Source organism: Blautia sp. AF19-1, assembly GCF_003479155.1.
GTDB lineage: Bacteria > Bacillota > Clostridia > Lachnospirales > Lachnospiraceae > Fusicatenibacter > Fusicatenibacter saccharivorans.
Genome location: NZ_QUGQ01000029.1, coordinates 1 through 12,421, shown reverse-complemented (window position 1 = coordinate 12,421; position 12,421 = coordinate 1). Strand labels below are relative to the sequence as shown.

Here is a 12,421-nt window from a genome sequence, read left to right as displayed (position 1 = left end):
TAAATAGTTCTATATTCTGTAGTGTTTTCGCTTAGCGCGTGTCTGAAAAATCATTTCCGCAATCTGCAAGCCCCACTTTGCGGTATATTTTATTCTTCTACTGATTTCCCTGCAAAGTTCATCCAGTCCAGAATCTTCTGAATATACTCATCAAAGAAAATATCATCATGTCTTCCCGGTCCCTCTTCAAACAGCAGCGGAACGCCCAGCTGATCCGCAAACTCCTTCAGATCGACCGAATCCTGGTGACGTCTGTCCTCTGTACCGCAGCAGGTATACAGTCTCGGAATATCTCTTCCTTCTTCTTTCCGGTTTTTCAACAGTGTAAAAACATCATGAACCTCCGGTGTAATCGCAGGCGGATCACCATATAACGCTTCACAAAGGGTGGATACCGTGTTAACCTTTCCCTGATAACGATATTCCGCATGATAAGATCCCGCAACGCCTCCGATTGCCGCAAATTTTTCCGGACAGGTAAGTCCCCATTTATAGGCACCGTAACCTCCCATCGACATTCCTGCAATAAAACGGTTTTCCCGCTTTGTTGCTGCCGGGAAATTTCTCTCCACAAAATCTGTCAGTTCTTCTGTCAGATAAGAAAAATAATCCAGTCCGTATTTCATATCCGTATAGGCGCTGTTATATACGCTTGGCATAACCACCATAATCTGATGCTCATCTGCATAACGCTCAATCTTGGAGGTCCTCAGATACGAAAGATGGTCTCCTGTAAATCCATGCAGCAGATACAGGGTCTGATATTTTTTGTTTTTCCCGAAAGTCTCTCCCTTTTTTCCCTGCTCTACATCTTCCATTCGCTCTTTTTCCGGAAGCAGAATCGAAACATCTACCTGCATCCGCAGGATACAGGAGTGAAAATTGCAATGTACATATGCTGCCATCTGTTTCTCCTTTCTGTCAGCCTTTTACAGCGCCGACAACCACACCTTTGATAAAATATTTCTGAAGCATCGGGTAAATAATAATGATTGGTAAAATTCCGACAAATGCCAGTGCCATTCGGATGGAGTTTCCCGGAAGCGAAACTGCCTGTCCTTCGGCCGCCAGCTCTGATGCTCCGCTTCGCAGATATTCAATGTTTTTCATGATACGCATCAGAAGATTCTGAATACCAAAATATTTTGGATCCTGTACGTAATATAAAGCATTGGTCCAGCTGTTCCAGTAGGAAAGACCTGTAAACAGTCCAATGGTGGCAACTACCGGCTTCGACAACGGAAATACAATTTTGGTGAAAATTCCAAGCTCTGACGCTCCGTCCAGCTGTGCAGCTTCATATAATGCTTCCGGCAGGCTGTTGCTGTAATAGTTTCTTACCAGGAAAATATTGAATGCTGTCATCAGAAGATTCGGAAAAATCAGTGCTGCATACGTATCTTTAATATGGAAAAATGTTGTCCACATAATATACTGTGGCACCAGTCCTCCATTAAACAGCATGGTAAAATATACAAAAAAGGATAATGCGTTTCTATATTTGAATGTTTTTCGTGCCATCGGATATGCGATCGAAGTCGTCAGTAATACGCTTAATCCGGTTCCGACAACGGTTGTTCCAATCGTAACAAGATACGATCTTACGATTGTTGCTGCCTGTTTTACCATGTAGGTATATGCTTCCAGGCTGAGTTTCTTCGGCAAAATCTGATATCCGTTTGTAATCAGTTCATTTTCATCGGTAAAGGACGCAACCACCAGAAGAATCATCGGAAACAACGCCACAATACTGATTACCACTAAAATAACTGTTGCTATTGCAATAAATCGTTTTTCATCGCTGACTGTCTTTTTCATATCCTGCCTCCTAGAACAATGCGTTTTCCGGATCTTTTTTCCGTACAATAAAGTTTGCAATCATGACCAGTGCAAAACCAACCAATGACTGATATACACCTGCTGCCGAAGACATTCCTACATTACCCTGTTCCATCAAACCACGATATACATACGTGTCAATCGTCTGCGTCGTAGAAAACAGGGTTCCTGCATTCATTGGTACCTGATAGAACAAACCAAAGTCAGAATAGAATACACGGCCGATCGCCATCAATGTCATAATAACAATGGTTGGTCTCAGAAGCGGAAGTGTAATGGCCGTAATCTGTTTCAATTTAGAAGCGCCATCAATCTTTGCCGCTTCATAAATTTCCTTATCAATGCCTGCAATACCTGCCATATAAACGATCGCATTATATCCTGCATTCTTCCAAAGATATACAATAACCAGGATAAACGGCCATGCAGCTTTTGCAGTATACCAGTCTACGCCTTTTTTCCCCAGCGCATCTAAAATTGTATTGTTCACAAAACCGGTTGTACTTCCCAATAACGCGTATACCAGATACGCCGTTACAACCCATGACAGTAAGTGTGGAAACAACAGCACGGACTGGAAAAACTTTCCGCGTAACAGTTCTCCCAGCTCATGCAGCAGGATTGCAAAAATCACAGAAACTACGGTTCCGATCACGATAAACGCCAGATTATATAACAATGTGTTTCTCGTAATGACCCATGCATCATCTGTCAGGAACAAAAATTTAAAGTTATCCAGTCCACACCACGGGCTTCCCCAGATTCCTTTTGCATAACTGAACTTTTTGAACGCAATAAAGGTTCCAATGATAGGAATATAGTTATTAATGATCAGATATGTAATACCCGGTAATGCAATCAACAGTAATGCTAATGTATTTTTACTGGCATGTTTTTTCTCACTTTTCGTCATAATTCGACTCCCTTTTTGATAAATAAGGCTGCGGTAAATTTCCGCAGCCTTTTCTTTTTTAAAGTCTTTCCTATTTGCTACTCATCCATGCATCCAGCTGCTCCTGCTTTGCCTGAATCAGGTCATCCATACCAGCTGCTTTCAGTCGTTTTGTCATCTCGGCAAGTGTTGTATCTACATCTGCTGCACCAACCCACAGAGATTTTTTATACTCTTCTACAATGTTCAGGCATGCGGTATATTCTGCTTCTTTATCACTGTAGTCGTAAAGGAAACCATAATAGTTTGAATGATCTCCATCATAATTCTGCTGCTTGTTTGTCTCTTTTTCTTCTCCATACAGACCGCCTACAACCGGATAGGTCAGCCATTTATTTCCCCAGAAATAGTAGTTCATATTATCGGTATAGGCTACACTGTTCAGATCCGTATATCCATCCGGTGCTACTGCACAACCATTTTCATCCAATTTGTAATCTACCCCTTCTTCTCCATAGACCAGAAGGTTGTCTACATATGCATCCGTGTACAGCAGGTTCATAAATTTGCAGGCTGCCGAAGGATCTTTACAGCCGGAATTTACCATCCATGCTCCGCCGTTTCCAGACCAGATCATCGAATCACTGATCTGTACATTTTCAAACGGATGACCATAGTTGTTTGTATACTGCTGCGCAATCTTCGGATTACCCAAGCCACAGAATGTGCCAAAGCAGTTGCCGGACATCAGTAATTCTGCAGTAGTTGCTGTTGTAGTAGCTGCATCACTTGCATAATAACCAGCTTCAAACCAGCTTCTGGTCAGTTCGCACAGTTCTTTGAAATCTGTCGTTTCATACATATCCACTACAGTTGCATTGTCCTGATAAGCCACACCGGAAACGGATGAGGCAATATTGTCACCTAATGGATCAATTTTAGCAATCTTTCCCAGGTAGCTTTCAAATAACGCATTCGCTCTGTTTGGATCAATGATTGTCATATCCGGATAAGCTTCTTTTACCTTTGCAAACACTGCTGTCAAGTCTTCCGGTTTGGTAACCTGACTCATATCGATTCCAAGTTCCTCGGTAATATCTTCACGATAGGTAAATCCACCCGGTACATAGTTGGAACCCATATTCAGAATTCCATATGTTTTTCCCTCTACCGTTGTCGGTGCCAGAAAACCATCGTAAAGAGTTTCTGTTGTTTCTTTCAGGTCACTGTCCAGATACTCTGTAATATCCAGCGCTGTTCCATCCTGAATATATTTCAGATGCGACGTATTATAGGCCTGAAACAAATCCAGCTGTTCTCCGGATGCCAGCATCAGATTCACCTGATTCATATAATCAGAATTGGAAAACAGTACCAGCTTGACCTTTGTATTGATCTTATCTACTGTATAATCGTTGATCAGGTTCTGAATTCTTTCCAGTTCTGATGACTCCGGGATATTGTTCTGCGTCATGTACGCAAATACAACCTCTGCCGGTTCTTCGCTGTCGCTGCTTTCCTGCTTACTGCTCTCCTGATTTCCGTTTGCATCACTGCTCTGTGCTCCACCACATCCGCTCAGCAGAGATCCTACTGTCAGGGTAGCCATCAAAATCGCCAAAATCTTTTTCTTCATTTGTTTCTCCTTTCTTCTTTCCGGTTCCTTTTGATAGACTTATCATAGCGCAAAAAAAACGAAAGTTCTTACACAAAAAAGTACAAAAACTTTCGTTTTTAAGATATCTATTCTTTTTTCCGAAACTCTGCCGGTGAAACTCCCGTATATTTTTTAAATACAGATGAGAAATACGGAAGAGTATCAAATCCGACTTCCAGCGCAATATCAATCACCTTTGTATTGGTGTTTTCCAGCAAATGTTTCGCTTTTTCCACGCGCAGGGAATTAATATAATCATTCAACGACGTTCCGATATCCTTCCGGAACATTTTTCCAATGTATTCCGGCGAAAAATGAAACCTCTCCGAAAGCGTATTTCTGTTAATATCTTCCGTATAATGTTCTCTGATATAATCAATTACCTGATCTGTGATCCTTTTTTCTGTTTTTTCCTTCCGTTCCTCCTGTGTCAGATCAAATACCTTATTCATCAGCCAGGTCATCCACTGCACCATAGAGAATTCTGATTTAACAGCATTCATATCCAGTTTCAGATAGATCGGATCACGAATCACGCTGTTCATATTTTCCTTTTTATCATGGAGATATTTGCTTACAAGCTGTGTCAGTTCCACTTGAAAATTGCGAAATCCTTCTACGGAATGCATCGTTTGCCTTACATGCTGCAGCGTTTTTTGTAAATATTCCAGTGTACTTACCCTGGAACCCTTGTTCAGACACTGCAGGATATAATCTTCGTCCAGAATATGTCCGGAAGCCTCTTTTTCTCGAAGCAATGCCATAAATTCTTTTATTTCCCCTTCGTCATAAATATGCGTTTTGTCATATTCCATTATTTTCTCTTTTTCCAAACCTGCTTCATAAAAAGGAACACTCGGGGAAATGTATCCGATCTGCAATGCATCAGGAAAATATTTTTCAAATATCTTTCTGACCCGTGCCGCTCTCTCCTTCGTCTCCTTTTCCGAAAATTCCGACAGAATTCCAAGATAGGTCCCCGTATTCTCTTCCCAGCAAATCACATTTTCCATTCTGATTTTTTCTGTGAATGCTTCTGCCAGAATATTTTCCATTGCAAATTTATAAATGGATTCCTGTTCCTTTTCTTTCCCGAAGTCCAGTTTGCCACTGGCAAAATGAAGAATCACAACACAATATTTTTCCTGAATTTCTTCCGCTATCCCCTGTTGCTTTATTTCCTCCTCGAGTCCCTGTTTTTGCACACCGGGTTCCAGCAATACTCTTGTCCAGAAATATCGCACCATCTTTCTTTTTCCGATCTTCCAATATTCCCGGATTTCCTCCGTTTTTTGTTTCCAGGCTATTTTTTCTGTCACACGAAGCAATGCCTGATTGATTTTATTCATGTCAATCGGCTTCAGCAGATAGTTTGCCGCACCATTCTGTACAGCTCCATAGGCATATTCAAATTTTTCATGGCTGGTCAGAAAGATAACCTCTGTCTGGATTTTCTGTTCTCGTACCCATTCCAGAAAGTGAATCCCGTTCTCCTTTGGCATTTCAATATCGCATAAAATCAGTTCCACTTTGTTTTTTTGCAAAATATCTCTGGCCATAGAAGTATTGTAGGCCACATAGATCTGGTCAATAGAAAGTAACGCGCGATCCAGCTGTTCTTCCAATACCTGCGTTGTCACAATTTCATCATCTACAATCAGCAAATTCATCTCTCTTCGTCTTTCTCCTCATCTGTACATTTCAGTGTTTTCGGAATCCATATGGTTATTTTGGTTCCTTCCGGTTCCAGATTCTCCAAATACAGAAGATGATCCTGCTCGTACATCATCTTCAGAACCTCTTTTACATTTTTTATTCCAATTCCACTTCCATCTTTTTTTTCTGTTATTTCCATATCTTTATTCACAAAGTCCAGTATTTCCTGCGAAAATTGACCCTGCGATATATATAGTTCCAGTTTTAAGTAAACTTCCTTCCCCGAGAAGCTCCACAATGCCTGAATCAGAACCGTAGTGAACGAATCAATACTGATCACGTGCTTAAATATATTTTCCAAAAATGTATGCAGAATCATCTGCGGCACCGGATACTGCTGCAGTTCTTCCGGTACATCCATATAGACATAAAAGCAATCCCGGTACATGAGTCGCTGCATTTCCAGATATCCCTCGGCATTCTTTATTTCATCCTGCAGCGGAACGGTATGCAGACCAGTTCGAAACATATAACGGATGTTCTGTGAAAATGCCTGAATAAAGGTATGGACATTCTCTTCCTCGTGCTGATAAACCATGCTGTTAATGGTTGATAAAGCATTCAGGAAATAATGTGGTTTTAATTGCATATGGATATACTTCAGCTGCACATCCTTCATTCGAAGTTCCTGTTCGTACTTTTGCCCCCTCATTTCAAGAATCGTCTGTACCATATCATTATATGCCTGTTTTACTTCTTCCATTTCGTAGCTGTTTGTATTATATTCCGCTCTTGCCCTGAAATCTCCACTGTGAATTTTTCTGGACACCCAGAACAGGTCTGCAATCGGCCGGAAGATTTCTTTTTGCATATACCAGACAATTGTTCCAAAGAAAAGCAAAGACAGTACTAAAAATCCAAAAATAACGATACCGGAGGTAGAATATGCGGCATACTCGGATGATTTTACACTGTAATACATCTGATATGCATCTTCCAGAACAGATCCCTGATAGATACTGATGGATGGATCCTGTTTCTGCAGATTCTCTATTTCTTCTCCATATGCCCAATCTTTTCCTGAAGCGCACAGAATTTCCCCTTTTTTGTCTGTAAGATAAAATGCTGCCTCTTTGATGGACATATCATTATAGTTTAACAAGGAGTCCAGTCTTTTTTCTGATATCAATACAGCGATCGTATTTGCACCATAATTATAATATTTTACCAGATACACCTGCGCCCCCATAACAGTAGAAGTCCAGCCGGATGTAGGAGTTTTATCAAACGTATTACGCTTTTGAAGATACTTTTTGATATCTTTTATTGTATCATATGTTATATTTCCATTTCTCTGAATCAGGATACTGTTGTCTTTACAATTAACAACCGCATAGGCATCCGCTTCCTTTGTGTCTTTACATCTTTCCTTTAGAATCTGAAGCATTTTATACTGCGCTTTCACTTTTTCCAGGTTATTTTCTCCATTTAGCTGTGTCAAAAGCAGTCGATATCCCAGTAAAAGATCCAGGTTATCATCCAAGCGTTCCAATACACCTTCCATCGTATTATGATAAATCTGCAGCGTATTTTCCACCAGGTTTTCCTCATTTTTTTTAGCAATATCAACAATAAACGCTTTGTACAGAAACAGTAAAATAATCTGCAGAAGCAAAAAAGTAGTAAAAAAAACGCCCATGGTCCTTCTGATTTTTCTTTTTTTCATCTTTCCCCTCCTCTTTTCCCGACTCTCCCTGAAGTTTGTTATCGTGACCGATTACATTATATACTAATTTTCGGGCAGAAGAAAGACTGTCCAAAGATTACTTGCAGCTTGCGGAAATGATTTTTCAGACACTTTTTTTCATAAACGATTTTTCTTTTACATACATTATAGTAAAAACGCCCGTCCGTTCGCCCTCGTCCGCTCACAGACGGTTTTTCAAAAAGGAGTGTGCCCGCCCATGAGTTCCAAAACGAAAATCATTGTACTACATATGAAAGAAGTGGTTTACACCACTGTTTTTCTTGCTCTCGCGCTGATTCTTCTCGTGGTGTTTCTGATCATGTTCTCCGGGAAGAAGGATTCTGCGAAAAAACCTTCTGTCACCACTGCTGCTTCCGCCGAAAATGCACGCTACATTCCCGGCATCTACACCTCCACGATCTCCCTCGGCGACCAGACCTTCGATGTGCAGGTCAATGTTGAGCAGGACCGCATCACCGCGATTTCACTGAATAACTTAAGTGAAACCACCGCCGCCATGTATCCGCTCATGGAGCCCGCGCTCGATTCCATCGCAAGCCAGATCTATGTGAATCAGACGACGGAAGGCCTCATCTACGGAGAGGACGACCGCTACACCTCCGAACTGCTCGTCTCCGCGATCAATCAGGCGCTCGAACAGGCTCAAAATCCTTCCTCCTCAGAATCCTGATCTTTCCATGCAAAAAGGCCTCGAAGCATTCTTCTGCTCCGAAGCCTTTTTTCTGTCGTGCATCTCAAAATTTGATTGTCTGCACCAATTTGGATTATCTTTGTTTCTTTCCGTATTTCCTGTTTTGTTTTTTACAGCTGGTCGAGTTCCTCTCTCCAGAGCTTCACGCACGCATCACTCGGCATACGCAGGTCGCCGCGCGGGGATACCGCAACGCTTCCGACCTTCGGGCCATCCGGCAGGCAGGAGCGTTTGAACTGCTGCGCGAAAAATCTCCAGTAGAACGTTTTCAGCCATTTTAAGATCGTCGCATCATCGTAGACACCGGCAAATGCAAGTTTTGCCACACGGTAAATCTTGAGCGGTTCGTACGTCACACGCAGCATATAGTATAAGAAGAAATCATGAAGCTCGTACGGTCCGACGAGATCTTCTGTTTTCTGAGAAATGACACCATCTTTCGGCGGCAGCAGTTCCGGGCTGACCGGCGTGTCGAGCACATCCAGAAGGATATCGGAAAGTGCTTTTTCCCCGCAGGTGTCCGCATAATACTGCACCAGATGGCGCACCAGTGTCTTTGGCACAGATGCATTGACTGCATACATTGACATATGGTCGCCATTGTACGTTGCCCAGCCAAGTGCCAGCTCGGAAAGATCACCCGTTCCGATAACCATACCGCCGGACTGGTTGGCAAGATCCATCAGAATCTGGGTTCTCTCACGCGCCTGTCCGTTTTCATACGTCACATCGTGTTTCTCCGGATTCTGTCCGATATCACGGAAATGAAGATTGACAGCCTCCTTGATATCGATCTCTTTTAAGGTTGCGCCAAGGCATCTCGTCAGCTCACATGCATTCTGATACGTACGGTCTGTCGTTCCAAAACACGGCATCGTTACAGACAGGATCTGCTTTCTCGGAATCCCGAGCAGATCAAATGCTCTTGCCGTTACAAGCAATGCCAGCGTCGAGTCAAGTCCACCGGAAATACCGATAACTGCGCTCTGGCAATGGGTATGCGCCAGACGTTTTTTCAGTCCCATAGCCTGAATATTTAAAATTTCGTCGCATCGCTGATCACGGTTATGCTTATCCGACGGTACGAATGGCCGTGGTTCGAAGTAACGGGTCAGCTTTGTCTCTTCTATTGACAAGGAGAATCGAACGACCTGATACCCATCGGTTCTCTGCTCCGGATACGTGGTCATCCTTCTGCGCTCACTTGTGAGACGATCCACATCGAGATCTGCACAAATAATCTGATTCTCAAATCGTTTTGCCTCGGCAAGAATGGTTCCGTTTTCAGCAATCAGATGCTGTCCGCCAAAGACAAGATCTGTCGTCGACTCGCCCTCACCTGCTGTCGCATAAATATAGCCGCAGATCAGACGCGCCGACTGTGCGCTCACAAGGCTTCTCCGGTAACTGTCTTTTCCAACCATTTCATCACTGGCAGAAAGGTTTACGACCACTGTCGCACCGGCCAGCGCATGCGCCACACTCGGCGGATTTGGGGTCCAGAGATCCTCACAGAGCTCTGCCGCAACCTTAAGACGCGGCATTTTTTCACACTGGAAGAGCAGATTCATGCCAAACGGAACCTCTTTTCCAAAAAATTCCGTTGTTGTCACCGCTTCTTTTCCCGGCGTAAAATGACGCAGCTCATAAAATTCATTATAGTTCGGCAGATACTTTTTCGGCACAATGCCGAGAAGCTCTCCGTGACAGAGCACAGCGGCTACATTGAACAGCTTTCCGCCCTGTTCCCACGGCAGTCCGACAAAAATCAGCGCATCGGTCTCTTTCGTACCATCGGCAATTTCCTTTAATCCTTCTTTCGCCGCATCAATCATCTGACTCTGCCAGAATAAGTCACTACAGGTGTAGCCGGTGAGAGCCAGCTCCGGGAGCACCATCACCTTTGCTCCCTCGCCCTCCATTTTATGAATCGTTTCCAGAATGACTCTCGTATTTTCTCTGACATCCGCTACCACTACCGCACAGGAAGCGGCGGCAACTTTTACGAATCCCTGTTTCATCTCTTTCTTCCTCCACTATCTGGTTCCCTGTTACAGATTTTCTGCAAACAGAAGCTCTCACAGCCTCCGTTTCGCCTGAAACAGTACTGCTATTTGCTCTTACGCAATAATTCTTTCAGATCCTCGGTAGAAAATTCATAGGCGCTGTTGCAGAAATGGCATTTCAGCTCCACCGGTTTTGCTTCCTGAATCATCTCGTTCAGTTCTTTTCTTCCGACCGCTATCAGCGCTTTCGATACACGCTCACGGCTGCAGTTGCAGTAAAACTGGGTCGGCACGGTATCGTTGATCACAAGGTCCATGTCTCCAAGCAGTTTTTCAAGAATCTGCTCCGGAGTCAGGCCCTCGTCAAGGAATGCGGTAACGGAATTGACTTCTGCCAGACGCTGCTCCAGTTTTTCAATGACTTTCTCATCGCAGAACGGCATCAGCTGAATGATAAAGCCGCCGGCCTGACGGACGGTATTGTCTTTGTTCATCAGCACACCGAGTCCGACGCTGGACGGAACCTGCTCACTCGTTGCAAAATAGTAGGTCAGATCCTCTGCGATCTCACTCGTCTGCAGAACGCACTGTCCGACGTACGGCTCTTTCAGTCCCAGGTCTTTGATGACATCCATGAATCCGACGCCGACAGCACCTGCCACGTCAAGTTTTCCTTTTTTGTTGGCCGGAATCACGACGTCCGGGTTTCCGACGTAACCTTTTACATTTCCTTTGGAATCTGCTGTTACGGTAATGCCGTTCAGCGGTCCGCCGGCATGGATGCGCAGGGTCAGAAGGTCTTTATCTCCCTTCATCATAACGCCCATCATTGCACCTGCCGTCAGAAGGCGGCCCAGCGCTGCGGTTGCAACCGGGCTCGTGTTGTGATCCTGGCGTGCTGTCTCTACGGTTTCTCTTGTTGTCGCTGCAAACGCACGAATCTGTCCGTCTGCCGCTGTTGCTCTTACAATATAATCCATGTTTCTCTCCTATTTCTCACTTTTTCCTTTTTCTCTTGCTACGACATAAATACGTTCGCTCTCCGGTCTCGGCGCATCCTTTGTGAATGCATCGTAAGCCGTTACAAACTCCATGCCTGCCTCTTCCAATAAGCGGCAGATCGTCGCAAGATCGTACGCTCTCTGATAATGTACCTCCTCAAATTTACGGTACAGATCGGAATCTTCTCCCTCCGGGATGAAAATGGCGAGCTCATATTCGTTGATTTCTTCCTCCGGGTCATAGTAATTATCCCAGATGAAGCTTGCCTCTTCGCGGTTTTCCGCAATCGTAGTCTCACCCATCTGTTCATATTTATACTTTGTATTCAAATCAAAAATAAACATGCCCTTCGGATCCAGATAATTGTTGACAAGTGAGAATACTTCCCGCAGATCATCTTCCTCCAGAATATAGTTGATAGAATCGCAGATGCTCACAACCGCCTTCACGGTTCCGTAGAGCTCAAATTCCCGCATATCCTGAAGCAGATATAAAATGTTTAAGCCGGACTCGGCGCGTTTTTCACTGGCAATCTCGAGCATATCCTCAGAATTGTCCACGCCGATCATATCGTAGCCCTCTTTGGCGAGCAGCTCGGTCATGTTTCCCGTTCCGCAGCCAAGATCGAGCACCAGTCCGTCTTCCACCTGATATTCTTTTAAAAGCTGAATCAGATATTTGCTCCAGGCAGGATAGTCCACGTTGTCCATGAACATGTCATATACCTGGGCAAAACTGGTATAACTTTCATTCATCTTTCTTTTCTCCTTCATCGTTTACAGTAGCTACGCCTTATTGTATCACATCACACAGGGCAACTCAATATACGAAAAGACCTGCAGGATCCCTGCAGGTCTCATTCACTCCCCGAGTTGGGCTCGAACCAACAACCCTTCGGTTAACAGCCGAA

11 protein-coding genes are annotated in these 12,421 nt (G+C 43.8%); 1 reads left to right on the top strand and 10 read right to left on the bottom strand.

Annotated elements, in window-relative coordinates; translation table 11 throughout:
• Positions 1 to 9: 9 nt before the first annotated feature.
• The 7 genes from DWX26_RS17960 to DWX26_RS15385 form a co-directional block, all read right to left on the bottom strand.
• Positions 10 to 69 (bottom strand): hypothetical protein, encoded by a 60-nt coding sequence (locus tag DWX26_RS17960; RefSeq protein ID WP_431834939.1) that lies wholly within the window; start codon positions 67 to 69, stop codon positions 10 to 12.
• A 20-nt stretch (positions 70 to 89) separates the two neighbouring features.
• Entirely contained in the window at positions 90 to 905 is an 816-nt protein-coding gene (locus DWX26_RS15410; RefSeq protein ID WP_117804859.1) for an alpha/beta hydrolase, read from the bottom strand.
• A 16-nt stretch (positions 906 to 921) separates the two neighbouring features.
• A complete protein-coding gene (locus tag DWX26_RS15405) occupies positions 922 to 1,818 on the bottom strand; it encodes a carbohydrate ABC transporter permease (RefSeq protein WP_022462680.1) in 897 nt (298 codons plus the stop codon).
• A gap of 10 nt (positions 1,819 to 1,828) precedes the next feature.
• A complete protein-coding gene (locus DWX26_RS15400; RefSeq protein ID WP_022462679.1) occupies positions 1,829 to 2,752 on the bottom strand; it encodes an ABC transporter permease in 924 nt (307 codons plus the stop codon).
• A 70-nt stretch (positions 2,753 to 2,822) separates the two neighbouring features.
• Positions 2,823 to 4,367 (bottom strand): ABC transporter substrate-binding protein, encoded by a 1,545-nt coding sequence (locus DWX26_RS15395; RefSeq protein WP_117804860.1) that lies wholly within the window; start codon positions 4,365 to 4,367, stop codon positions 2,823 to 2,825.
• 107 nt (positions 4,368 to 4,474) lie between these two features.
• Positions 4,475 to 6,058 carry a response regulator transcription factor gene (locus DWX26_RS15390; RefSeq protein WP_118601741.1) on the bottom strand — a complete coding sequence of 528 codons (1,584 nt, stop codon included), beginning with the start codon at positions 6,056 to 6,058 and terminating at the stop codon, positions 4,475 to 4,477.
• Complete coding sequence (locus DWX26_RS15385) at positions 6,055 to 7,770, bottom strand: sensor histidine kinase (protein ID WP_118601740.1); 1,716 nt, start codon at positions 7,768 to 7,770, stop codon at positions 6,055 to 6,057. The genes DWX26_RS15390 and DWX26_RS15385 overlap by 4 nt, the downstream gene beginning before the upstream one ends.
• Positions 7,771 to 8,008: 238 nt before the next feature.
• On the opposite strand from DWX26_RS15385, the gene DWX26_RS15380 reads away from it, so the two are divergent.
• On the top strand, positions 8,009 to 8,482 hold the full coding sequence (locus DWX26_RS15380; RefSeq protein ID WP_118601739.1) for a hypothetical protein: 474 nt from the start codon (positions 8,009 to 8,011) through the stop codon (positions 8,480 to 8,482).
• A gap of 131 nt (positions 8,483 to 8,613) precedes the next feature.
• On the opposite strand, the gene DWX26_RS15375 is transcribed toward DWX26_RS15380, so the two are convergent.
• From DWX26_RS15375 to DWX26_RS15365, 3 genes are all read right to left on the bottom strand, one after another.
• Positions 8,614 to 10,524 carry an NAD(+) synthase gene (locus tag DWX26_RS15375; RefSeq protein WP_118601738.1) on the bottom strand — a complete coding sequence of 637 codons (1,911 nt, stop codon included), beginning with the start codon at positions 10,522 to 10,524 and terminating at the stop codon, positions 8,614 to 8,616.
• 89 nt (positions 10,525 to 10,613) lie between these two features.
• The gene (gene hslO / locus DWX26_RS15370; RefSeq protein WP_022462421.1) at positions 10,614 to 11,489 is read right to left on the bottom strand and encodes an Hsp33 family molecular chaperone HslO; all 876 of its coding nucleotides are present in this window, start codon (positions 11,487 to 11,489) and stop codon (positions 10,614 to 10,616) included.
• Positions 11,490 to 11,498: 9 nt separating this feature from the next.
• Positions 11,499 to 12,266, bottom strand: a complete 768-nt coding sequence (locus DWX26_RS15365) for a class I SAM-dependent DNA methyltransferase (protein WP_117509992.1) — start codon at positions 12,264 to 12,266, stop codon at positions 11,499 to 11,501.
• Between the last annotated feature and the right edge of the window lie 155 nt (positions 12,267 to 12,421).

Bases quoted from the DNA above. Each gene is read 5' to 3' on its own strand.
- DWX26_RS15395 (WP_117804860.1), bottom strand. From the start codon at position 4,367: ATGAAGAAAAAGATTTTGGCGATTTTGATGGCTACCCTGACAGTAGGA.
- DWX26_RS15365 (WP_117509992.1), bottom strand. From the start codon at position 12,266: ATGAATGAAAGTTATACCAGTTTTGCCCAGGTATATGACATGTTCATG.
- DWX26_RS15405 (WP_022462680.1), bottom strand. From the start codon at position 1,818: ATGAAAAAGACAGTCAGCGATGAAAAACGATTTATTGCAATAGCAACA.
- DWX26_RS15400 (WP_022462679.1), bottom strand. From the start codon at position 2,752: ATGACGAAAAGTGAGAAAAAACATGCCAGTAAAAATACATTAGCATTA.
- DWX26_RS15375 (WP_118601738.1), bottom strand. From the start codon at position 10,524: ATGAAACAGGGATTCGTAAAAGTTGCCGCCGCTTCCTGTGCGGTAGTG.
- DWX26_RS15385 (WP_118601740.1), bottom strand. From the start codon at position 7,770: ATGAAAAAAAGAAAAATCAGAAGGACCATGGGCGTTTTTTTTACTACT.
- hslO (WP_022462421.1), bottom strand. From the start codon at position 11,489: ATGGATTATATTGTAAGAGCAACAGCGGCAGACGGACAGATTCGTGCG.
- DWX26_RS15410 (WP_117804859.1), bottom strand. From the start codon at position 905: ATGGCAGCATATGTACATTGCAATTTTCACTCCTGTATCCTGCGGATG.
- DWX26_RS15380 (WP_118601739.1), top strand. From the start codon at position 8,009: ATGAGTTCCAAAACGAAAATCATTGTACTACATATGAAAGAAGTGGTT.
- DWX26_RS15390 (WP_118601741.1), bottom strand. From the start codon at position 6,058: ATGAATTTGCTGATTGTAGATGATGAAATTGTGACAACGCAGGTATTG.